Genomic DNA, 22,106 nt, shown 5'->3' on the forward strand with positions numbered 1-22,106 from the left:
TTCTTAACCAACTTAATTCCTTTTAATTATGTATATATTGGAAATCTTTAAATAACCATCGTCAACTGAATACGTTTTCTTTCTTCATCTACTTCAGTCACTTTTACAGTAACATGCTGATGCAACTTGACTACTTCGTTTACATCGCTTACAAAGCCTGCTTTAAGCTGAGAAATGTGTACCAAACCACTTTCTTTGATTCCTAAATCGACAAAGCATCCAAAATTGGTAATGTTATTGACAATTCCATTTAAAATCATTCCTGTTTTCAAATCTTTAATGGTTTTTACATTCGGGTCAAATTCGAATACTTTAGCGGCTTTTCTTGGATCTAATCCTGGTTTTTCCAGCTCTTTAATAATATCTTTTAAAGTTAGTAAACCAATCTCGGGTGTAATATAATTTTCAAGTTTAATTAAAGCTGTTTTTTCTTTATTGGCAATCAAATCAGTTACTTTTAACTTTAAATCTTTTGCCATTTTTTCTACAATCGGATAAGCTTCTGGATGCACCGCTGAATTATCCAATGGATTTTTTCCTTCTTTTATTCGAATAAAAGCCACACCTTGCTGATACGCTTTTTCACCTAATCGAGGGACTTTTTTTAGTTGTTTTCTATCTTCAAAAGGGCCGTTTTCAGAGCGATAATTGACAATATTTTCGGCTAACTTCTCTCCTATTCCACTCACATAACTCAACAAATGTTTACTCGCCGTATTAATATTTATTCCAACAGAATTCACGCAACGAACAACGGTAGTATCTAATTCTTCTTTCAATTTGGTTTGATCCACATCATGTTGGTATTGGCCTACGCCAATAGCTTTCGGATCAATTTTTACCAATTCGGCCAACGGATCACTCAATCGTCGCCCGATAGAAACCGAACCACGAACGGTTACATCATAATTAGGAAATTCCTCTCTTGCAATTTTTGATGCCGAATACACCGATGCCCCAGCCTCAGAAACCACAAAAACCTGAACAGGTTTGTCGAAAGCAATTTTCTTGATAAAGAATTCTGTTTCTCTCGAAGCGGTACCATTTCCTATAGAAATAGCTTCAATATTATAGGCATTCACCATCGAACGAATTTTTTTCATTGCCATGGCGCTTTCATTTTGCGGTGCGTGTGGATAAATAGTTTCATTGTATAACAAATCGCCTTTTTCGTCTAGACAAACTATTTTACAACCGCTTCTAAATCCAGGATCAATAGCTAAAATTCGTTTTTCTCCTAAAGGTGGTGCTAACAATAATTGTCCCAAATTATTAGCAAAAACCTGAATTGAATTGGCATCAGCCTTAGCTTTCGCTTCTTGTAAAGCTTCATTTGAAATGGCAGGATTTAGTAATCTTTTATAACTGTCTTCAATGGCTAATTGCACATGTGGCGTGCTGGCATTTTGACCTTTTAAAACCAATTCGTCAATAATATCATAGGCTTCGTCCAAATCGACTTCGACTTTAAACTTGATAAAACCTTCGTTTTCGGCACGAAGCATTGCTAACAATCTATGAGAAGGTGCTTTTGTCAAGGGTTCAGACCAATCAAAATATTGGTTGAATTTTTGAGCGCCTTCTTCGTCTTTTTTGGTTTTTACTACTTTGGTTGTAATGGTTGCTTTGCGCTCGTAAAGGCGTCGTAATTGTTTACGAACAAAAATATTTTCGTTGATCCATTCGGCAATTATATTCCTTGCCCCCTGTAAAGCGGCATCTTCATTTGCTACATTTTCGTTCAAATATTTCGTTGCCAGGAAATCAACATCCTCTTTGTTTTGAGCCATGATGATTTTCGCTAAAGGTTCTAACCCATTTTCTCGAGCCACATCAGCTTTGGTTTTTTTCTTCTTTTTGAAAGGCAAATACAAATCTTCTAATTCTTGCGTATCAAAACTTTGTTGTATTTTTTTATCTAATTCAGGGGTTAATCCGTTTTGCTCTTCAATTGATTTTAAGATTGCTTCTTTGCGTTTTGCAATTGCTTCGTATTCTTTTTGAAGTTTGGCAATGTGTTCAATTTGTACTTCATCTAGATTTCCAGTGGTATCTTTTCGATAACGGGAAATAAAAGGAATCGTGCAGTCTTCTTCTAATAATTGAACGGTTTTTTGAATGTTTATGGCTGCTGTTTGAACAGACTTAGCGATGAATTGTATGTTGGTCATTTTTGCGTTTTTTAGTAAATAATGCGAGATTCTTGTAAAATCTCGCGTTATTTATAACTTATATGATTTTAATATTTTGTTGAAATTTTTAGATTTAATAAAATTATGCTTGATTTTATTAACTTGAATCTTTTCTAAAAATCCTAAACTTTCAAGATTATTTAAATCCATTCTTGCAGTAAAATTTGAGACATTAAATCTATTTTCAATTTCTTTACTACCAAAAACTCTATCTGGGTCTTCGTTTAAAATTTTTAATATTTGGGCTTGTCTATCGTTTACATTCGGTATTTTAATGAATTTTGCTGCTTGAACTACCTCTTTTTGTTTTCTACCAATGTATTCTTTCAAACTAATGAAAGCTTTTTCCATAGTTTTTAGATGATAGGTAATAAAATAGGTTACATCATTTTGATCTATTTCGGTGTATAAAAATGCTTTTTCATATTGATTTTTTGTGTCTTTAATAATCGTTGAAATTGCAAGATATTCTGTTAACCAATATCCTTTTTTGAGCATATACCAATAAAATAAAGCACGTGCTGTTCTACCATTTCCATCACTAAATGGATGAATCCATCCAATCATGAAATGAATTATAATTCCTTTTATGATTGGGTGTATAAATACTTTTTGATCGTTATTAAAAAAATCGCATAACTCATTAATCAAACCTTCAATTTCTTTATGATTTGGTGGAGTATGAACGACCTCACTATTAGAATAATTTACAACATAAATATCGTCATTCTCTCTAAAAATTCCTTCTTCTTGTTTGTTATCTAAAGTGTTATGTGAAATCAAATTATGAATATATAGTAATTTTTCTGGAGTTAAATCATCTGATTTATGTTGCACAATGTGTTTCATTGTAACAAAATTATTCATAATCATTTGTTCAGACTTACTTTTTGGTTTCAACTCTTTCTGGATCATCTCTTTAGCCTTTTTTCTGGTAGTATTAGCACCTTCCATCTGACTACTAGAAATAGCTTCCTCCATAATAGAGCTAATCATAAACTTTGTTTTATCAGTCTCGGCTATACCTACATTACTTCCTAGATTACTTCCAATATTTAAATCACAATAATGCAGTAATTGTTGAATATAATCTGTTATAACGAACTGAAATTCAGTTTTACCAAAAGTTATTATTTGAGCATTTATAGCTCTTGCAGTTTTTATAGCACTCCAATATTCTTGAGGGCTAGCAATCTTGGCTTTATATTTGATTTTATCCCAATATAAATAAGCATCATTTATTTCCTTCAACTCACCATTATCACGTAATTGAGTAAACAAAGTATAAACCTTTTCATCATATTTAAATCGTGGTGGAGATTCTATCATATAACAATTTTTTAGCTAATTTATATAAATAATGCGAGATTATTGTAAAATCTCGCATTATTTACTTGTTTCCTTTTTTGATTAAAATAATATCTTTGAAACTTAATTTAAGTAAAATGGATACTTTATTCTACTATTTTTTGATTTTGAATGGAATCGCTTTTATGCTAATGGGTTATGACAAACATTTGGCAAAGTCTCAAAAACAAAGAATTTCAGAGCGTACTCTTTTAAGTTTTGTATTTCTAGGCGGAACTATAGGTTCGGGATTAGCGATGATAATTTTTAGACATAAAACAGCCAAAAAAAGCTATTTATGGAAGCTTTGGTTACTTACAACTTTACAAATCGGACTGCTTTTTCTGGTCTATTATTTCGTACTCTTAGCTAATAAAATCTAAATAATTCTGTTTGTTAATCACGTCAAAACTAGCTTCAGGATACGCTTTGGCGAAAGCCGTAGGAATCTTTGTTTTTCGGTTTTCGTTCCATTTGAACTCAAATCCTGTTAGCTCCTCTCCTTTTTCCTCTAACCAATCCAATTCTTGTTGATCATAGGTACGCCAAAAATAATTATTGGTTTTTATTTTTTGGTAATGTTGTTTTTTTATTCTTTCGGAGGCGAGATAATTTTCCCAAAGTGCACCAATGTCATTACGGTTTTCTGGTTTATTAAAATTATTTACAATACCGTTTAGAATACCGTTGTCATAAAAATACCATCGTGATGATTTTACGATTTCCTTTCTAAGATTACGACTAAATCCTTCTATTTTAAACAAAACAAAAACTTTAGAGAGTAAATCCAGATAATTCGCCACCGTATTTTTGGACATTTGTAATTGTGTAGCTAACTCAAGTAAGGAAACTTCTTTCCCGATTTGAAAGGCTATTAAACGCAACAAATCATAAACTTTATTGGAATGTTTTATGCCATCAAATATCAAAATATCTTTGAGCAAATACGAATTAATAATTTCATTTATATAATCTTCTTTGCTATCCCAATCTGGGTATAATTCAAGTTCGGGATAACTTCCAAAAAGTAATCTTTGCTCTAAATTTTCAGTGGTTGTCTTGTAATTTTCTCGTTCCGAAAATTCTATTTGCGAAAGCGGAAAAAGATAGATCGTATTTTTTCTACCCACTAAAGGTTCGCCAAGATTATTAGACAAATCAAAAACGGATGATCCGGTCGCAATAATCTTTATACCAGTAATGGAATCAACTAACAATTTCAAAATCATTCCGATATCCGGAATATGTTGTGCCTCATCAATTACTAATAATGATACATTGGACAAAACGCGCTTGTAATTACTTACCGAACGCTCTTTTAATAAATTGGCGTCTTTTATATCTTCTCCATTCAAATGCAAATAGGAATCGGAAGGAATTGTTTCTAGATAATTTTTGATGAAGTGTGTTTTACCAACACGCCTTGCTCCCAATAAAATCAATACTTTATTAGGCAATACTTTCCTATTGAATTCAGTTAAAATAGCTCTTTTATAATTATTTAGCATTTCAAATTTTTTTGAATTAGCATACAAATATAAATAAAAAACGTTAATTCGGTCAGTACAATGACTAAATTTATATTAATTTGGTCAGTTAGTTGACCGAATTAACATTAATTCAGTCAATGGAAAATAAAAAAGTCCGGTTTTATACCGAACTTTCTATTTATTTTGGTGCGAAGCACCTCTATTTTTTTTATTTACAAGCAATTTTATCCACTCGGTTTTGGTGCCTTCCACCTTCAAACGCTGTGTCTAAAAAAGTTTCTACAATTTCAATAGCTTGTTGAATTGAAGTATAACGCGCTGGAATGCTTACAATATTAGCATCATTATGCAAACGTGTTAAATAAGCAATTTCTTTTGTCCAGCATAAACCAGCTCTTACTCCAGCATGTTTGTTAACTGTCATTGCAATTCCGTTTCCGCTTCCACAAATTACAATTCCAAAATCGGCTTTTCCTTCTTCAACATCAGTAGCAACAGGATGTCCAAAATCAGGGTAATCAACAGAAGCTTCTGTATCGGTTCCATAATTAGTAACTTTATATCCTCTTGCTTCAAGCATTGCAACAACTGCTTTTTTATATTCTGGACCTGCGTGATCATTTCCTATTGAGATTCTCATTTTATATTGATTTAATTTTTGCAAATTTACCAAAACTATTTGTATTTTATTATTTTAAAAAAATAGAAAATAACTAATTCAGTTTTACTCTATAATCATCAGTTTTAGAATAGGATAGGAGGTTGTTAACATTTATAATAATTTATAAAACACTGGAAATCAATTATTATAATATAATTAATTTATTAAAATTTTGAATTGTTAATAGCTATTCATAATCGCTTGATTTTCAGTTAACCTTAATTTAACATCTTTTGTTAATAAGTTGAGAAAGAAAATTAGAAGTTTTTTTTGGTTGTATCGAAAAAAAATCTAATCCAAAATTGGAATTTAATAACCTAAAAAAGTTTGGATGATTTTTAGAAAAGTTATAAACATAAAAAACTAGTTTATTAATACAATTTTAAAAATTACTTATTTACATTTTAAAATGATTTTAGGTTATCAACGGTTGTTAACTAAATTTCAAAAACACTTTAAAACTAAATATTTAGCCGTATATAACTATGTTAATAAGTCTTTATAACATGATAAAACTTGATTTAGACACTATTTCTAAAAAATTTATTGCAGCTATTAACACGCTATAATAACAAACAATAAATTAATTAATTTAAAATTTTCTTTTTTATAATAATATTATATGTTGACAACTTTAAAAAATTAAACAATTTTTAAATTGTTATTGTATTTCATTTTCTGGAGAATTGTTTTGACTGTTTCAAAATCGTTAGGATGAATTTTAAGTTTAATTCCGCCCAATGCCGAGGAATACATTGGAACAATGGATGAGATGATTTCGTTTTCAAAATAATATTGTAAACCTTCCTGATCCAATCGATGTTTTAGAATTTCGATTTCATGAATGTAATCAAAAGTAGCAATGGTAATAAAAGTTTCCATATCCAATTTTTATAATGTTGAAACGATTGTGAATGCGTTATATTTTCTTTAAAAATGTTCTTATATTCTTTTAACTGTGAACTATTTTGTAATTTTCGACTTTTAAGAAAAGACGTATGGGAAAAAGATTAAGAAAGCCTGCTAAGAAAGAGATGAGTTTTTCAGATAAAATTATAAAAATATTATCGAATAGTGCTAATAAAGCTTTCAATTATAAGCAAATAGCTGAAAAATTAGAACTTGATGATACACAAAGTAGAAATCAAATTATAAAAGATTTAAAGATTCTTGCAGCCGAAAAGAAAATTATAGAATCAGAACCTGGTAAATATTTAATCAAGGCAGTTAGTCAGGATTATTATGAGGGAACCATTGATATGACCAGTCGTAAAACGGCTTATTTTATTTGTGAAGATTTTGAAGAAGATGTTTTTATTCCAACCAATAATTTAAATCGTGCTTTAGATAAAGATAAAGTAAGCGTTTATGTTTACAATCGAAGAAAAGGAAGACGTGCTGAAGGTGAAGTAATTAAAGTTTTAGAAAGACATAAAACAGACTTTGTAGGAGTAATTGATATTCAAAAGAATTTTGCTTTTGTATCGACTGCAAATCCAAAAATGTACACTGATATTTTTATTCCAAAAGACAATTTAGGAGAGGCTGAAAATGGAGATGTCGTATTAGTTCATATCGAAGATTGGCCTAAAAGAGCTGACAGTCCTTTTGGAAAAGTGATTAAAGTGTTAGGAAAACCAGGAGAACATGATACTGAAATTCATGCTATTTTAGCTGAGTATGGTTTACCTGCTGAATTTCCAATTGAGGTAGAAACCTATGCACAAAAAATAGATACTTCAATTTCTGAAGCAGAAATAGCTAAGCGTCGCGATATGCGAGATACGCTAACTTTTACTATTGATCCAAAAGATGCAAAGGATTTTGATGATGCACTTTCTTTCAAAAAATTAGAAAATGAAAATTACGAAATTGGTATTCACATTGCCGATGTTTCGCATTATTTAGAAGAAGGAACTATTTTAGATGATGAAGCGTATCAAAGAGCCACTTCAGTTTATTTAGTGGATAGAGTAGTGCCAATGTTACCTGAAGTTTTATCTAATTTTGCTTGTTCATTACGTCCGCAAGAGGAAAAATATACTTTTTCTGCAGTTTTCGAAATTACCGAAAAATGTCAGGTAGTGAATCAATGGTTTGGTCGAACAGTAATTTATTCAGATCAACGATTTGCTTATGAAGAAGCACAATACATCATAGAAACGAAAGACGATACTATTCCGGAAGATATTTCGATAACGGGTAGTTCGTATCAAGTTTCGGAAGAAATTGTCTCAGCAACGCTTAAATTAGACGAACTGGCTAAAATTTTCCGTAAAAAGAGAATGAATGATGGTGCTATTTCTTTTGATAAAGTCGAAGTAAAATTTAATTTGGATGCCGAAGGAGAACCAGAAGGTGTTTATTTTAAAATTTCTAAAGATGCTAATCATTTGATTGAAGAATTCATGCTTTTGGCTAATAAAAAAGTAGCGGAATACATTGGAAAACAAAAGAAAACTTTTATTTATAGAATTCACGACGAACCCAATGAAGACAAATTAATTGCCATGCAAAATGTAATTGCAAAGTTTGGTTATAAAATTGATTTCCGTAATCCAGGTGATATTTCTAAATCATTGAATCAGTTAATGGCTGATGTAAATGGTAAAAAAGAACAGAATTTAATTGATACACTGGCGATTAGAAGTATGAGTAAAGCCAAATATTCTACGGATAATATTGGTCATTACGGATTAGCTTTTGATTATTATTCGCATTTTACTTCGCCTATTCGTCGTTATCCTGATGTTATGGTACACCGTTTGTTACAATTTTATTTGGATGGTGGAAAATCAGCCGATGAAGATTTGTATGAAACTAAATGTTTGCATTGTTCTACTATGGAAGGTTTAGCTACAAATGCCGAGAGAGATTCGATAAAATACATGCAGGTAAAATACATGCAAGATCATCAGGATCAGGAATTTTTAGGTGTTATTTCGGGTGTAACCGAATGGGGAATTTATGTTGAAATTGTCGAAAATAAATGCGAAGGTATGGTTCGAATTAGAGACATCAAAGAAGATTATTATACTTTCGATGAAAAGCAATATGCTTTGGTTGGAGCCACTTCAAATAAATTATTACAATTAGGAGACGAAATCTACGTTAAAGTTAAAAATGCTGATTTAGTAAAAAAACAATTGGATTTTAATTTTTTAAGAAGAGCAGAAGAAACAGTAAATTAATGAAAATGAAAATGAAAAAAGTATTTTTAGTAGCAATTGCAATTGTATCACAAGCAACATTTGCGCAGGTAACAAAAACATTAGGCGATTTTAACGCCTTAAAAGTATATGATAAATTAACGGTTAAGTTGATATCATCCACTGAAAATAAAGTAGTTATTAGTGGCGAAAGAGAAAAAGAAGTAGAGGTTGTTAATAATAATGGAGAGTTAAAATTAAGAATGCCTTTTCCAAAATTATTATCAGGAGATGCTATTTCTATTCAATTGTATTACAAAAACATTGATGATATAACTGCAAATGAAGGTTCAATAATTTCTAGTGATGCTGTTTTTAAGCAAACTATTTTTGATTTGAATGCAAAAGAAGGAGCTCAAATTAAGTTAAAAGTAGATGCTCAAAAAGTAAATGTAAAAGCAGTTACTGGAGGAATTATTGAATTAAGCGGAGCTGCGATCAATCAAGATGTGGTTATTATGTCGGGTGGGGTTTTAAAATCTAAAAACTTACTTACTTCGCAAACCACTGTAAATCTTTCTGCTGGAGGCAATGCCGAAGTAAATGCGAGCACATTAGTAGATGCTAAAGTCAAAGCAGGAGGAACTATTTTTATTTACGGAAAACCTAAACAAATTAATCAACAAACTGTTTTAGGAGGAAAAATCGAAGAAAAAGAATAAAAAAAATGTATTTTTATTCTAAAATAAATTCTAAAATTAATGATTAACGATATCTTATTAGGTATTCCTTGGGGATTTTTTCTTAGTTTTATGATTGGTCCTGTTTTTTTTATTTTACTAGAAACCAGTATTATAAAAGGATTCAGGGCCGCTCTTGTTTTTGATTTGGGAGTAGTTTTAGGGGATATTATTTTTATTGCCATTGCCTATTTAGGAAGTTACAGACTGATTCAAAATTTAAAGGATAATTCAGCTTTATTTATGTTTGGTGGAATAATGATGCTGGCTTATGGCGTTATTTCATATATAAGTTTACACAAAGAAAAAAGGATAGATACCAAAAAGATTGATAATGAAATTATAAAAAAAGATTATTTTGGTTTATTTATAAAAGGTTTTTTTCTTAATATTATAAATATTGGAGTATTAGGATTTTGGTTGGCTGTAATTATTTCTATTGGACCAAAATTGAATATGGAAACTTCAAGAATGCTAACTTTTTTCATTACAGTAATTTTGACTTATTTACTTGTTGATTGTATAAAAATAGTATTAGCTAAACAGTTAAAAACTAAAATGACACCAACTAATATTCTTAAAATAAAGAAAATAATCAGTATTGTTTTGATGATTTTTGGAGTGGTTTTAATCACTCAAGGTTGGTTTCCTGAAGAAAAAGAAATGGTTAAAAAAGCATTTCAGCATATAGAAAAACAAGAATAAAATTGATAATTAAGCCGCTTTTTAGAGCGGTTTTTTTATGCTCAGTCATTGATTCGTTTTTCGTAATGACAAAATTATGAGACATAAAAAAAAGAGATACATTTCTGTATCTCTTCTTGAGGCATCGTCCGGATTCGAACCGGAGTAGGAGCTTTTGCAGAGCCCAGCCTAGCCGCTCGGCCACGACGCCATTTATTTAATGGACTGCAAAGGTAGTATAAAAAATCAAAAATCCAAACGTCGAATTCTAAATAAAAAAAGTTTGTTTTTTACTTCTGAATTCTGAAATCAAAAATCGTTAATCTAAATTCTTAAATCTCAACTTCTGCTTTCTTTTAGTATTATGGTAACTGATTCAACATCACCACCAATAGGAGGATTGAGTTTAGAAACGGAAACAATTGTTTTCATTACTATAGGAATTTCTACAAGTACTCTTGTATTAATTCTTTTAGCAACATGTTCTAATAATTCAGATCTTATAGCCATTTCTTCAACTACAATTCGGTTTAAATGAACATAATCTACCGTATCTTTTAAATTATCCGTTTGTGTAGATTGTTGTAAATCGGCTTTAATTTCTAAGTCAACAGCATAATCAGAACCTATTTTTCCTTCTTCAACTAAACATCCGTGGTATGAAAAAGTTCGGATATTCTTTAATTTAATAGTTTCCATTTTTATAATTTTATTCTTTTAGTCATTGGATTTTATAATCCAAAATCAGCTGATTAATGAAGATAGTTTATCATTTTTTATATTAAAAAACACACTATATTGTTGTAAATGATTTATATAATGATACTATTTCTATTTTTCTTCTGTAGTATTTTTTAGTTGCCATATTGGCGTTTCATCTAGTATATCTCTATACTTCAATTTTTTATCCGTTAAATCTTCCTCAACAGAAACATCAGGAATATGTTTGATGAAACTTACAAAAGTTTCGTAAAAATCATCTGGAATTGTAACAGTCAATTGTTTCATAATTTTCAATATTTATACAAAAATAGGAATAAATATAATTCAAACTCTATTATTGCTAAGGCTATTAACTATCATCTATTTTTTTACCTTTGTACTTCAATAAAGAAAATTATGTCAACCGAAGAAAAATCACTGCATTTTATAGAACAAATTATCGAAGAAAACTTATCTAATGGTTTTCCTCAAAATAAATTACGATTTCGTTTTCCACCTGAACCTAATGGATATTTACACATTGGACATGCTAAATCTATTTGTTTGAATTTTGGTTTGGGCTTAAAATACAATGCTCCGGTAAACCTTCGTTTTGATGATACCAATCCAGCCAAAGAAGAACAGGAATATGTAGATGCTATTAAAGAAGATTTGCAATGGTTAGGATTTCAATGGGACAAGGAATTGTATGCTTCTGATTATTTCCAACAATTGTATGATTGGGCAATTCTTTTAATTAATAAAGGTAAGGCTTATGTAGATAGTCAGTCGTCTGAAGCAATGGCTGAACAAAAAGGAACGCCAAGTCAAGCAGGAGTGGATAGTCCGTATAGAAATCGTTCCATTGAAGAAAATTTAGCTTTATTCGAAAGGATGAAAAACGGTGATTTTGAAGAAGGAACTCATATTTTAAGAGCTAAAATTGATATGACTTCTTCCAATATGTTGATGCGTGATCCAATTATGTATCGTGTTTTACATAAAGAACATCATAGAACAGGCAATGATTGGTGTATTTATCCAATGTATGATTATACACATGGAGAAAGTGATTATTTAGAACAAGTTTCACATTCTATTTGTACATTAGAATTTGTAATGCACCGCGAGTTATACGACTGGTTTTTAGACCAAATTTATGATGAAAATCAAGTAAGACCACATCAATATGAATTTGCTCGTTTGAACTTGAATTATACGGTAATGAGCAAAAGAAAGTTGTTACAATTAGTTCAGGAAAATTTTGTAAATGGTTGGGATGATCCTAGAATGCCTACTATTTCAGGTTTGCGACGAAGAGGATACACAGCAGCTTCTATTCGAAAATTTTGCGAGAATATTGGAGTTGCTAAACGCGAAAATAGTATTGATTATTCGTTGTTAGAATTCTGTTTACGTGACGATTTGAATAAAACAGCGCCTCGTGTGATGGCAGTTTTAGATCCTGTAAAAGTGGTAATTACTAATTATCCTGAAGGAAAAGAAGAACTTTTGGATGCCGAAAACAATCAAGAAGATGAAAGTGCTGGTTTTAGAAAATTACCATTTTCTAAAGAATTTTATATCGAAAGAGAAGATTTTTTAGAAGTTGCTCCGTCTAAATTTTTCCGTTTAAGTATTGGAAATGAGGTCCGTCTTAAAAATGCGTATATCATTAAAGGAGAAAGTGTTGTAAAAGATGCCGAAGGAACTATTACTGAAATTCATGTAACTTATGATGAAGACAGTAGAAGTGGAAGTGGAAGTGAAGCTTCTAAACGTAAAGTAGCAGGAACCTTGCATTGGGTTTCTATTCCACATGCAGTAGCAGTAGAAGTCCGTTTGTACGATCGTTTGTTTACTGATGAAGCACCAGACAGTCATAAAGAGAAAAGTTTCCTTGATTTTATCAATCCAAATTCGTTATCCATCATCAAAGGATTTGTAGAACCAAGTTTAGCTACAGCGGTTTCTGGAGATAAATTTCAGTTTCAACGTTTGGGTTATTTTAATGTGGATAAAGATTCAACTCCTTCAAAATTAGTATTTAACAAGACCGTTGGATTAAAAGATGCTTGGGAAGAAAAAGGGAAAAAAGATACTAATAGCATTAATAATGCACTAAAAGACATTAATAAATATTTTAAAGTAAGCACTCGTGAAGAGCGTATTGCAATTAGAAAAGCGATAGGGGAGACCTTATCTGGAATTTCAAATTATAGTTTGCTGCAAAATTCATTAAAAAAGAATATTAATAATAATAAAAGTTCTTTGCTTTTTGCTCAATTTATTTTGAAATATGCTCCTTTAAAATCTTCTGATTATGATACTGAAGATTTAACTAAATTGTATTTGATGTCTTTAAGAAGCGAATCGACTTTTGTTCGTTCGAGAGCTTTGTTAAATTTAATTCATTTAGAATATGATTTATATTTTTTAAAATTCTTTAAAGAAGAAGTTTTAAAATTAAAAAACAATCCTCCTAAAAGTGCTACTGAAAGAGAAAAAGAATTTATAGAACAACTCTTAAATAAATTATAACTATCAAAAGCGCTTTAATTAGCGCTTTTTTCTATTATTGTAAAAATCTATTTTTAATTATAATTCTATAATATTTTTAGATTAAAAATGACTTCCATATTTTGATTTTAAACGACTTTTAAATGAAATAGGATACAGTGATTGTTTTAATTTTTTTCTGTTCGTTAAAAGTGTTTATTTTGATTTTTTCTTGTTTTCAGTTTGATAGAGGCTTCATTTTTAGAAATTTTATACTTTTTAGAAGTTGAAAAGTATCCGAACTATTTTATAACAATTCTTTAAGATTGATTTATTATATAATTTAGTATCTTTAAGAAAACTTAAAACTTAAAATATTATGTCAAATAGTACTGGAAATACAATTATAGCTCTTGTTAGTGGGGCAGCTATTGGAGCTGCATTAGGAATTTTATTTGCTCCTGATAAAGGAGATAAAACAAGAAAAAAAATCAAAGACGGGTATAAAGATCTTGAGAAAGATTTGAAGTCTAAATTAAATAATGCTAAAGTTGACTTAGAAGGAACTTATGGAGAATTAGTTTCTAACATGAGTCACAAAACCGAAGATGTTATTTCATTTTTAGAAATAAAATTAGCGGAGTTGAAAGAACAAAATGCAAAACTGCAAAAATAGTTTCTTTGTAATAATGAAATAAAAAAATATGGCTTTTGATGATTTAAAAGAACATTCAGAAAATATTCAAGAACATACTAAAGACTATATAGAAAAGAATCTTTCTTACTATAAATTAGTAGCATTTAAGATGGCTATGAAATCCACTACAATGGTTTTTAAGTTCACCTTAATTTTACTATGTTTTGGTATGGTCTTATTATTCTTATCTGTTGCGTTAGCATTTGGAATTGGAAATTATTTAGGAAGTTACACCTATGGTTTTCTTAGTGTTGGTTTAATTTATCTTCTTATAACGGGATTATTATTTTTAGTTAAAGATAAAATTGTGGAAGGACCTATTTTAGAGAAATTTTCAGAAATCTTTTTTAATGACTAATCATGCAAACAAAAAAATATTCTTCTTATGCGCAAATTGATAATGAATTAGAAATTCTGAAAATAGAGAAAGAAATCAGTTATCAAAAGTTAGTTTTAAGCGTTCAACAAACCAAAGAAAGTTTATCTTTTTTGAACATTTCAATAAATGTTTTGGACACTGTAAAAAGCACTTTATTTAGCTCGTACAGCTCCGTTTTACGATTTTTGATACCTATTATTATAAAATGGATTAAAAACAAAAGAAGAGGCAATTAAGCCTCTTTTTTTGTTATGTTTCTATTTTTTAAACTTCATCTTCATCAGTTTCATTTGATTGTTCTGATGGATTTTCAAATTCTTCGTATTTTGATTTCTCTTTTTTAGGCGAAATCTTGTTATTTTTCTTCATCATTTCTCCCACTTGATTGGATGCACTAAAAGAAGCTACCATATTGTTTAACATTTCGCTACCAGCTTGTGGAGAATTAGGCAGTAAAATTAAATTAGAATTGGTATCTGCTCCAATGGCTTGTAAAGTATCATAATGCTGCGTTACCACAATTAGGGCAGAGGCTTCTTGCGAATTTATTCCAACACGGTTTAAAACATCCACACTTTCTACTAATCCACGTGCAATTTCTCTTCTTTGATCAGCAATACCTTGTCCTTGCAATCTTTTGCTTTCTGCTTCTGCTTTGGCTTTAGCTACAATTCTAATTCTTGATGCTTCTGCTTCAAATTCGGCTACTGTTTTTTCTCTATCCGCAGCGTTAATTCTATTCATCGCATTTTTTACCTGAATATCCGGATCAATATCTGTTACTAAAGTATTGATGATGGTATACCCATAAGTAGTCATGGCTTCGTTCAGTTCTCTTTTTACAGCAATGGCAATATCATCTTTTCGTTCAAAAACGTCATCCAATTTTAATTTTGGAACTTCGGCACGAACTACATCAAATACATAAGAAGTAATTTGATCGTGTGGATACTCTAATTTGTAAAAGGCATCATAAACCGTTTCTTTGACAACCATAAATTGAACGGAAACTTTCAATTTTACAAATACATTGTCTTTGGTTTTAGTTTCAATAATAACATCCAATTGTTGGATTTTTAGGTTAACACGTCCAGCAATTCTATCAATCAATGGAATTTTAAGTTGTAAACCTGATTGTCTGATACTCAAAAATCTTCCAAAACGTTCTACAATAACAGCCGTTTGTTGCTTGACAGTAAAAAAGGAGGAGAGGAAAATAAAAAGGGCAATAAATAACAAGAAAATAAGAGGAATGTTCATAAGTTGTGTATTAATTAATATTTTTGGTTAATTTACGAAAAATCTTTAATTTAAAGTTTGTTATAAGCTCTTATTATGAAAAAGTTAGCGTTAAGTTTTTGTTTTCTTTTATTTTCAACATTTATTTTTGCTCAATATGGCTATCGTGATTCCAATAGAATTGGGATTATTGGAGGAATTAACCAGTTTACTTTGTATACTAATAATTTTGATACCCAACCAGAAATGGGCTGGAATGTAGGTTTATCCATGAGAGGTAATTTTTATGATAATTGGGATATGGTTTATGGCATTCAGTTTTCTGAAAACAATTTTTCTGTAGCTACTGACCAATTGGTTTTTGGAAAAGAAAATGTGAATTACAAACTACCTTCGGCTCAAATTTCGTTGCAACTAAGTTATGTTTTAATCGAAAATCATCTATCATTAGAATTCGGACCATTGGTTCAAATTAATGGGAAATTTAATGTCGAAGAAGGAAAAGAAAACAACATAATTTCAGGAACTACTTTATTAGCCAAAGATATTGTGGATATTGGTCAATTTAATTTTTATCCAACGGTTGGGATTACAGCAGGAGTAAAACATTTTAGATTCAATGTTTCTTACCAATATGGAATTTCAAATATGCTGGGTAATTTGAATTCTAAAAATCTGGGTTATAATTTTAAAGGAAATCCCGGAATTCTAAACGGAAATATTATTCTTTATTTATAAAAAAAGTCCCGATTTTTTGTCGGGACTTTTAGTTTTATATTGTTTCAATTGCTTTTTGAATTCTTGAAATTGTTTCTTGTTTTCCAATGACTTCAACAATATCAAATAGGTGAGGGCCTTTTAAAGCGCCAACCAAACTCAATCGGAAAGGCTGCATTACTTTACCCATTCCAATTTCGTTTTTCGTTAACCAATCCTTTACAATAGTTTCAATATTCATAGAAGTAAAATCGGTAACTTCTTCAAGAACCGAAATCAATTCTAGCATTAAAGCAGGCGTTTCGTCTTTCCAGTTTTTGCTGGCTTTTTCGTCATAAGTTGTTGGAGCAACAAAAAAGAAATCGCTTAATTCCCAAAATTCAGTTACAAAATGAGCGCGCTCTTTAATTAACGAAACTATTTTTGTTGTTTGTTCGAGCGAAGTCGAGAACCCTTTTTCTTCAACAATAGGAGCAAAGGCTTTCGCTAAATCTTCGTCTTTTTGTTTGATTAAATATTGGTGGTTGAACCATTTGTTTTTCTCCGGATCAAATTTGGCTCCAGATTTATGAACTCGGTTCAAATCAAATTTTTCTACTAATTCTTCTAATGAAAATAATTCTTGTTCTGTTCCATCATTCCATCCTAATAAAGCCAGGAAATTAATAACAGCTTCTGGGAAAAATCCGTTTTCTCTATAACCTGACGATTTTGTCATGCTGGAAGCATCATTCCATTCCAATGGGAATACTGGAAAACCTAATTTATCACCATCACGCTTTGATAATTTTCCGTTTCCAACAGGTTTTAAAATCAAAGGCAAATGAGCAAATTCAGGAGAAGCCCAACCAAAGGCATGATACAATAAAACGTGCAATGGCATTGACGGCAACCATTCTTCACCACGAATTACATGTGTAGTTTCCATTAAATGATCATCTACAATATTGGCTAAATGATACGTTGGCATTCCGTCACTTTTAAACAAAACTTTGTCATCTAAAAGATTAGTTTCAAATTTTACATGACCACGAATGATATCTTTTAAATGTAAAATTTCATCAACAGGTGTTTTAAATCGAATCACATAATGTTCTCCGTTAGCAATTCTTTGTGCTGTTTCTTCTGGAGAAATTACTAAAGAGGTATCTAGTTTTTCTCTGTTAGTATGATTGTAAATAAATGTTTTTCCTTGTTCTTCTTCCGCTTTTCTGTAAGCATCTAAGGATTCTGGAGTATCAAATGCATAATATGCCCAACCCGAATTGATCAATTGGTCAGCATATTGTTTGTATAATTCTTTTCTTTCGCTTTGACGGTAAGGGCCAAATTTTTCATTTTTTCCAATAGTTTCATCAGGAGCAATTCCTAACCATTCTAAGGCTTCCATGATATATTGTTCGGCACCGGGAACAAATCTACTTTGGTCAGTATCTTCAATTCTTAAAAAGAAAGTTCCTCCATTTTTTTTCGCAAACAAATAATTAAATAGGGCAGTACGAACTCCGCCAATATGTAAAGGTCCCGTTGGACTTGGTGCAAAACGCACACGAATTGGGTTTGACATTTTTTATAAATTTTGCAACAAAGATAATTAGAAGTTAGAAGTCAGGAGTTAGAAGTTAGAAGTTTTTCAAAAATAGTCTAAAATTAGAAGTTAGAAGTTAGAAGTCAGTAGTTAGAATTTGGAATTTGGAATTTGGAATTTGGAATTTGGAATTTGGAATTTGGAATTTGGAATTTGGAATTTGGAATTTGGAATTTGGAATTTGGAATTTGGAATTTGGAATTTGGAATTTGGAATTTGGAATTTTGTATTATTATAATTATTACTTTTATGGGTTATTAAAAAGCAAAAACAATTTGAATAGTTCCAATTTTATTTATCAAAAATTAGAAGCATTTATTAGAAAGTATTATTTAAACGAATTGATAAGAGGCGTAGTTTTCTTCATTGGTTTGGGATTATTGTATTTTCTCTTCACACTTTTTATTGAATATTTTCTTTGGTTAAAACCTATAGGCAGAACTATTTTGTTTTGGACTTTTGTTGGAGTAGAAGTCGTTTTGCTTTTCCGTTTTATTTTGTTTCCAGTTTTTAAACTATTTAAATTCAAAAAAGGAATTGATTACAACGAAGCTTCTTCCATAATTGGAAATCATTTTTCAGATGTAAAAGACAAGTTGCTTAATTTTATTCAATTGTCAGATTCTGATATTCATCAGAATAAATCTGAACTCCTTTTGGCTTCTATCGAACAAAAAGCAAATGCTTTGCAACCCATTCCTTTTACCAATGCAATTAATTTCAACTCGAATAAAAAATATTTACCTCTTGCGATAATTCCGGTTTTCTTATTTGCTTCTTTTTATTTTTCGGGAAATAAGGGAATCATTACTCAAAGTTTGAATCGAATTGTTCATTTTAATGCTACTTTTTTACCACCAGCTCCATTTGAATTTGTGCTTTTGAATTCGAGTTTACAAACCGAACAAAACAAGGATTTTATTCTAAAGTTTAAAACCGTTGGAAAAGTAGTTCCTGAAAATGCTATGATTTTCATTAATGATGAAAGTTATTTTATGGAAAGTACAAAGCCTGGTGAATTTGAATTTAAAATTGAAAAACCCACTCAGAATATTTCTTTTCATCTTCAAGGAAATGCTGTTTCATCCGAAGAATATCTTTTAAAAGTAGTTGCTGTCCCATCTATTTTAAATTTCGAAATGCAATTGAATTTCCCTTCGCATTTGAATAGAAAATCAGAGACTGTAAAAGGAACTGGTAATGCCATTATTCCAGAAGGAACAAAAGTGACTTGGAAAATTAATACTTATGCTACTGAAAAAGTGGTGTTTTCGAATACCAATTCGGTTTCTGAGTTCAGTAAAAGTAATAATAGCTTTATTTTATCGAAAAATATCAATGAAAATACAGATTATCAAATCATTAGCTCAAATAAAGCTATAATTAACTACGAAAAATTGAATTATCAGCTTACGGTTATCAAAGATCAGTTTCCTTCGATCACTGTGAGTCAGGCACCTGATAGTTTGAAGCTGGCTAACAGTTATCTTTTAGGGAAAATTAGTGATGATTATGGTTTACGCCAGTTGCAGGTGGTGTACTATGAATCTAATAAACCGGCTACTGCCAAACGTGGAACAATTGCAATCAAGCCAGGAGTTTTTGACCAATTTGTTTTTTCTTTTCCTGCTAATCTTCCAGTGGTAGAAGGAGTGACTTATGATTATTATTTTGAAGTTTTCGATAATGATTTTATACATCATTTTAAAAGTTCGAAATCTTCTGTTTTCTCTAATCGAATTGTTACTGCTCAGGAAAAAGAAGATTTGGTTTTAAAACAACAATCGGACAATATTCAAGGATTGCAAAAATCATTAAAGAGTCAGGACAAACAATTTTCTCAATTGGAAAAGATTCAGAAATCTGGAAAAGAAAAAGAAAATTTCGAATTTAAAGACCAGCAAAAAGTTTTAGACTTTATCCAGAAGCAAAAAAAGCAAGATGAAATGATGCGTAATTTTATGGATAAAATGAAAAATAATTTAGACGAATCTAAACAGAAAGAGGAGGATGAATTCAAAAAAGAATTAGAAAAACGCATTGAAAATAACAACGAAGAAATTGAAAAAAACAAAAAACTTTTAGAGGAATTAAAATCGCTGAATGATAAAATGAAGAATGAAGATTTGCTTGATAAATTAGATCAGTTCAAACAAAAGAGTAAAAATCAGGTTAAGAATTTACAACAGTTAGTTGAACTTACTAAGAAATATTATGTTCAAAAAAAGGCTGAACAACTGGCTGACAAATTAGATAAATTATCCGAAGAGCAAGATAAACTTTCCGAGAATGAGAAAGAAAATACACTTTCAAAACAACAGCAAATAAATAATGATTTTGATAAAATCCAAAAAGAATTGAATGATTTAAAAAAGAAAAATAAAGAATTAAAATCGCCAATTGATATTCCTAATGAAGATGCTTCTGAAAAAAGTATCGATGAAGATTTAAAGAAAGCTTCGGAAGAATTAAAAAACAATAATTCGGCTAAAGCAAAACCAAATCAAAAAAATGCTTCTAAGAAAATGAAGGCCATGTCTAAGAAAATGGAACAAGGAATGGAAGGAGCTGAGATGGAACAAATGGAAGAAGATGTTAAAATGTTGCGTCAAATTTTAGACAATTTATTAGCATATTCTCTTTCTCAGGAAGCCTTGATGTTGCGTTTTAAATCTTCTAATTCTAGTTCGCCAGCTTTTAATAAGAACATAAAAGTGCAACAAGATTTGCGTTTGCAATTCAAACATGTTGACGATAGTTTGTTTGCTATGTCTTTGCGTAATCCAAAATTGACAGAAGAGATTACCAAGGAAGTTGGCAATGTACAATACAATGTCGATAAAGCTTTAGAGACTTTAACCGATTCTCAAATTTCTAAAGGATTATCTCATCAACAATATGCTACTGCTTCAGCTAATAAACTGGGGGATTTTTTAAGTGAATTGCTTAATAATATGCAAATGTCTTTGTCTTCAATGGGACAAGGAAAACCAAAACCGGGTCAAGGACAAGGAATGCAATTACCAGATATTATTTCGAAACAACAAAGTTTAGGCGAAAAAATGAAACAGGGAATGAATCCTGGTGAGTCAAAAGAAGGTAAAGATGGAAAAGGAACTTCTGGTAATGGAGAAGATGGAGAAGGAGATGCACAGTCTATAATGGAAATTTATAAACAGCAAAAAGAACTTCGAGAAGCTTTAGAAAACGAATTGAAAAAACAAGGTTTAGGCAATTCAGGTCAAAGCGCTTTAGAGCAAATGAAGCAATTAGAAAAACAATTGTTAAACAAAGGTTTTAAAAATGAAACGCTTCAAAAAGTGATGAATATCAAGCAGGAATTATTAAAACTAAACAATGCCATTCAGCAGCAAGGAGAAGAAAATAAAAGACAATCTCAAACTAACAACAAAGACTTTTCTAATCAATCAAGAGCCTTGCCTAGTAGCTTGTTAGAATATTTGAATAGCATAGAGATATTAAACAGACAATCATTACCTTTGCGCTCCAATTTTAATCGCAAGGTTCAAGAATATTTTAAAACAAAATGATAAATTTTAACTACGAAAGTGACTTTAATTTAGTTAATGAAGAAGCAATTGCTGCTTGGTTATCTGCTGTAATTGTTTCCGAAAAAAAGAAAGAAGGGGAGATTAATTATATTTTTTGTGATGATGATTACCTTCATAAAATCAATCTCGAGTATTTAAATCACGATACACTTACTGATATTATTAGTTTTGATTATACTGTTGGTAACGAATTAAACGGCGATGTTTTTGTTTCTATTGAACGTGTTGAGGATAATGCTAAAGATTTTGAAGTTCCTTTTGAAGAAGAATTAAAGCGTGTTTTGGTTCATGGTGTTTTGCATTATTGTGGATATAAAGATAAAGACGAAGAAAGCGAACGTATAATGCGTTTAAAAGAAGATGAAAAAATCGCTATGTTTCACGTGGAACAATAAATTTTTTTAGTTTAACGATTATAGATTTCAGATTGTACAGTATTGTAAATAGTAT

At 30.4% G+C, this 22,106-nt stretch carries 20 protein-coding genes and 1 tRNA gene; 11 read left to right on the top strand and 10 right to left on the bottom strand.

Features of this window, described 5'->3' with window-relative positions:
- Positions 1 to 47: 47 nt before the first annotated feature.
- Positions 48 to 2,171, bottom strand: coding sequence for a Tex family protein (locus AAGV28_RS13690; protein ID WP_373407319.1), 2,124 nt, complete (start codon positions 2,169 to 2,171; stop codon positions 48 to 50).
- A gap of 51 nt (positions 2,172 to 2,222) precedes the next feature.
- A complete protein-coding gene (locus AAGV28_RS13695; protein ID WP_373407320.1) occupies positions 2,223 to 3,521 on the bottom strand; it encodes a Fic family protein in 1,299 nt (432 codons plus the stop codon).
- Between the two features lie 116 nt (positions 3,522 to 3,637).
- Between AAGV28_RS13695 and AAGV28_RS13700 the strand changes: the two genes are divergently transcribed.
- Positions 3,638 to 3,922, top strand: coding sequence for a DUF1294 domain-containing protein (locus AAGV28_RS13700; RefSeq protein WP_373407321.1), 285 nt, complete (start codon positions 3,638 to 3,640; stop codon positions 3,920 to 3,922).
- On the opposite strand, the gene AAGV28_RS13705 is transcribed toward AAGV28_RS13700, so the two are convergent.
- The 3 genes from AAGV28_RS13705 to AAGV28_RS13715 all read right to left on the bottom strand — a co-directional run bounded on the left by AAGV28_RS13705 (position 3,905) and on the right by AAGV28_RS13715 (position 6,572).
- Positions 3,905 to 5,047 carry an ATP-binding protein gene (locus AAGV28_RS13705; protein ID WP_373407322.1) on the bottom strand — a complete coding sequence of 381 codons (1,143 nt, stop codon included), beginning with the start codon at positions 5,045 to 5,047 and terminating at the stop codon, positions 3,905 to 3,907. The genes AAGV28_RS13700 and AAGV28_RS13705 overlap by 18 nt on opposite strands.
- A 190-nt stretch (positions 5,048 to 5,237) precedes the next feature.
- Positions 5,238 to 5,669 (bottom strand): ribose 5-phosphate isomerase B, encoded by a 432-nt coding sequence (gene rpiB / locus AAGV28_RS13710; RefSeq protein ID WP_373407323.1) that lies wholly within the window; start codon positions 5,667 to 5,669, stop codon positions 5,238 to 5,240.
- Positions 5,670 to 6,332: 663 nt separating this feature from the next.
- The gene (locus AAGV28_RS13715; protein ID WP_373407324.1) at positions 6,333 to 6,572 is read right to left on the bottom strand and encodes a DUF2007 domain-containing protein; all 240 of its coding nucleotides are present in this window, start codon (positions 6,570 to 6,572) and stop codon (positions 6,333 to 6,335) included.
- A 116-nt stretch (positions 6,573 to 6,688) separates the two neighbouring features.
- Here AAGV28_RS13715 and rnr point away from each other — a divergent pair, with 116 nt between their 5' ends.
- The 3 genes from rnr to AAGV28_RS13730 are packed head-to-tail and all read left to right on the top strand — an operon-like array spanning position 6,689 to position 10,284.
- A complete protein-coding gene (rnr, locus tag AAGV28_RS13720) occupies positions 6,689 to 8,881 on the top strand; it encodes a ribonuclease R (RefSeq protein WP_373407325.1) in 2,193 nt (730 codons plus the stop codon).
- A gap of 11 nt (positions 8,882 to 8,892) precedes the next feature.
- Positions 8,893 to 9,561, top strand: a complete 669-nt coding sequence (locus tag AAGV28_RS13725; protein WP_373407326.1) for a head GIN domain-containing protein — start codon at positions 8,893 to 8,895, stop codon at positions 9,559 to 9,561.
- Between the two features lie 39 nt (positions 9,562 to 9,600).
- A complete protein-coding gene (locus AAGV28_RS13730; protein WP_373407327.1) occupies positions 9,601 to 10,284 on the top strand; it encodes a LysE family translocator in 684 nt (227 codons plus the stop codon).
- A gap of 119 nt (positions 10,285 to 10,403) precedes the next feature.
- Here the strand turns inward: AAGV28_RS13730 and AAGV28_RS13735 are convergent.
- From AAGV28_RS13735 to AAGV28_RS13745, 3 genes are all read right to left on the bottom strand, one after another.
- Positions 10,404 to 10,474: transfer RNA gene (locus AAGV28_RS13735), tRNA-Cys, on the bottom strand.
- Positions 10,475 to 10,602: 128 nt separating this feature from the next.
- Positions 10,603 to 10,962: a dihydroneopterin aldolase gene (folB, locus tag AAGV28_RS13740; protein ID WP_373407328.1), complete on the bottom strand. Its 360-nt coding sequence runs from the start codon at positions 10,960 to 10,962 to the stop codon at positions 10,603 to 10,605.
- A gap of 132 nt (positions 10,963 to 11,094) precedes the next feature.
- Complete coding sequence (locus AAGV28_RS13745) at positions 11,095 to 11,271, bottom strand: hypothetical protein (RefSeq protein WP_373407329.1); 177 nt, start codon at positions 11,269 to 11,271, stop codon at positions 11,095 to 11,097.
- A gap of 111 nt (positions 11,272 to 11,382) precedes the next feature.
- Between AAGV28_RS13745 and AAGV28_RS13750 the strand changes: the two genes are divergently transcribed.
- The 4 genes from AAGV28_RS13750 to AAGV28_RS13765 all read left to right on the top strand — a co-directional run bounded on the left by AAGV28_RS13750 (position 11,383) and on the right by AAGV28_RS13765 (position 14,776).
- Complete coding sequence (locus tag AAGV28_RS13750) at positions 11,383 to 13,506, top strand: glutamine--tRNA ligase/YqeY domain fusion protein (RefSeq protein WP_373407330.1); 2,124 nt, start codon at positions 11,383 to 11,385, stop codon at positions 13,504 to 13,506.
- A 337-nt stretch (positions 13,507 to 13,843) separates the two neighbouring features.
- Positions 13,844 to 14,140, top strand: a complete 297-nt coding sequence (locus tag AAGV28_RS13755) for a YtxH domain-containing protein (protein WP_373407331.1) — start codon at positions 13,844 to 13,846, stop codon at positions 14,138 to 14,140.
- A 28-nt stretch (positions 14,141 to 14,168) separates the two neighbouring features.
- Positions 14,169 to 14,519 carry a phage holin family protein gene (locus AAGV28_RS13760; RefSeq protein ID WP_373407332.1) on the top strand — a complete coding sequence of 117 codons (351 nt, stop codon included), beginning with the start codon at positions 14,169 to 14,171 and terminating at the stop codon, positions 14,517 to 14,519.
- Between the two features lie 2 nt (positions 14,520 to 14,521).
- Complete coding sequence (locus tag AAGV28_RS13765) at positions 14,522 to 14,776, top strand: DUF6327 family protein (RefSeq protein WP_373407333.1); 255 nt, start codon at positions 14,522 to 14,524, stop codon at positions 14,774 to 14,776.
- Between the two features lie 28 nt (positions 14,777 to 14,804).
- On the opposite strand, the gene AAGV28_RS13770 is transcribed toward AAGV28_RS13765, so the two are convergent.
- Positions 14,805 to 15,800 carry an SPFH domain-containing protein gene (locus AAGV28_RS13770; RefSeq protein WP_373407334.1) on the bottom strand — a complete coding sequence of 332 codons (996 nt, stop codon included), beginning with the start codon at positions 15,798 to 15,800 and terminating at the stop codon, positions 14,805 to 14,807.
- Between the two features lie 75 nt (positions 15,801 to 15,875).
- Here AAGV28_RS13770 and AAGV28_RS13775 point away from each other — a divergent pair, with 75 nt between their 5' ends.
- On the top strand, positions 15,876 to 16,517 hold the full coding sequence (locus tag AAGV28_RS13775) for a PorT family protein (RefSeq protein WP_373407335.1): 642 nt from the start codon (positions 15,876 to 15,878) through the stop codon (positions 16,515 to 16,517).
- A 34-nt stretch (positions 16,518 to 16,551) separates the two neighbouring features.
- Here the strand turns inward: AAGV28_RS13775 and gltX are convergent, their stop codons facing one another.
- Entirely contained in the window at positions 16,552 to 18,063 is a 1,512-nt protein-coding gene (gltX, locus tag AAGV28_RS13780) for a glutamate--tRNA ligase (protein WP_373407336.1), read from the bottom strand.
- A 296-nt stretch (positions 18,064 to 18,359) separates the two neighbouring features.
- Between gltX and AAGV28_RS13785 the strand changes: the two genes are divergently transcribed.
- Together AAGV28_RS13785 and ybeY are read left to right on the top strand one after the other, a co-directional pair.
- Entirely contained in the window at positions 18,360 to 21,635 is a 3,276-nt protein-coding gene (locus AAGV28_RS13785; protein ID WP_373407344.1) for a DUF4175 family protein, read from the top strand.
- Positions 21,632 to 22,051, top strand: coding sequence for an rRNA maturation RNase YbeY (gene ybeY / locus AAGV28_RS13790; RefSeq protein WP_373407337.1), 420 nt, complete (start codon positions 21,632 to 21,634; stop codon positions 22,049 to 22,051). The genes AAGV28_RS13785 and ybeY overlap by 4 nt, the downstream gene beginning before the upstream one ends.
- The last annotated feature ends 55 nt before the right edge of the window (positions 22,052 to 22,106 follow it).

It is taken from the genome of Flavobacterium zubiriense (assembly GCF_041729725.1).
Classification (GTDB): Bacteria; Bacteroidota; Bacteroidia; order Flavobacteriales; family Flavobacteriaceae; genus Flavobacterium; species Flavobacterium zubiriense.

Excerpts from the sequence above, each read along its gene's own strand:
- AAGV28_RS13745 (WP_373407329.1), bottom strand. The coding sequence starts at position 11,271 with ATGAAACAATTGACTGTTACAATTCCAGATGATTTTTACGAAACTTTT.
- AAGV28_RS13715 (WP_373407324.1), bottom strand. The coding sequence starts at position 6,572 with ATGGAAACTTTTATTACCATTGCTACTTTTGATTACATTCATGAAATC.
- AAGV28_RS13770 (WP_373407334.1), bottom strand. The coding sequence starts at position 15,800 with ATGAACATTCCTCTTATTTTCTTGTTATTTATTGCCCTTTTTATTTTC.
- AAGV28_RS13725 (WP_373407326.1), top strand. The coding sequence starts at position 8,893 with ATGAAAAAAGTATTTTTAGTAGCAATTGCAATTGTATCACAAGCAACA.
- AAGV28_RS13775 (WP_373407335.1), top strand. The coding sequence starts at position 15,876 with ATGAAAAAGTTAGCGTTAAGTTTTTGTTTTCTTTTATTTTCAACATTT.
- AAGV28_RS13700 (WP_373407321.1), top strand. The coding sequence starts at position 3,638 with ATGGATACTTTATTCTACTATTTTTTGATTTTGAATGGAATCGCTTTT.
- gltX (WP_373407336.1), bottom strand. The coding sequence starts at position 18,063 with ATGTCAAACCCAATTCGTGTGCGTTTTGCACCAAGTCCAACGGGACCT.
- ybeY (WP_373407337.1), top strand. The coding sequence starts at position 21,632 with ATGATAAATTTTAACTACGAAAGTGACTTTAATTTAGTTAATGAAGAA.
- rnr (WP_373407325.1), top strand. The coding sequence starts at position 6,689 with ATGGGAAAAAGATTAAGAAAGCCTGCTAAGAAAGAGATGAGTTTTTCA.
- AAGV28_RS13705 (WP_373407322.1), bottom strand. The coding sequence starts at position 5,047 with ATGCTAAATAATTATAAAAGAGCTATTTTAACTGAATTCAATAGGAAA.
- folB (WP_373407328.1), bottom strand. The coding sequence starts at position 10,962 with ATGGAAACTATTAAATTAAAGAATATCCGAACTTTTTCATACCACGGA.
- AAGV28_RS13765 (WP_373407333.1), top strand. The coding sequence starts at position 14,522 with ATGCAAACAAAAAAATATTCTTCTTATGCGCAAATTGATAATGAATTA.
- AAGV28_RS13750 (WP_373407330.1), top strand. The coding sequence starts at position 11,383 with ATGTCAACCGAAGAAAAATCACTGCATTTTATAGAACAAATTATCGAA.
- AAGV28_RS13760 (WP_373407332.1), top strand. The coding sequence starts at position 14,169 with ATGGCTTTTGATGATTTAAAAGAACATTCAGAAAATATTCAAGAACAT.
- AAGV28_RS13730 (WP_373407327.1), top strand. The coding sequence starts at position 9,601 with ATGATTAACGATATCTTATTAGGTATTCCTTGGGGATTTTTTCTTAGT.
- AAGV28_RS13690 (WP_373407319.1), bottom strand. The coding sequence starts at position 2,171 with ATGACCAACATACAATTCATCGCTAAGTCTGTTCAAACAGCAGCCATA.
- rpiB (WP_373407323.1), bottom strand. The coding sequence starts at position 5,669 with ATGAGAATCTCAATAGGAAATGATCACGCAGGTCCAGAATATAAAAAA.
- AAGV28_RS13695 (WP_373407320.1), bottom strand. The coding sequence starts at position 3,521 with ATGATAGAATCTCCACCACGATTTAAATATGATGAAAAGGTTTATACT.
- AAGV28_RS13755 (WP_373407331.1), top strand. The coding sequence starts at position 13,844 with ATGTCAAATAGTACTGGAAATACAATTATAGCTCTTGTTAGTGGGGCA.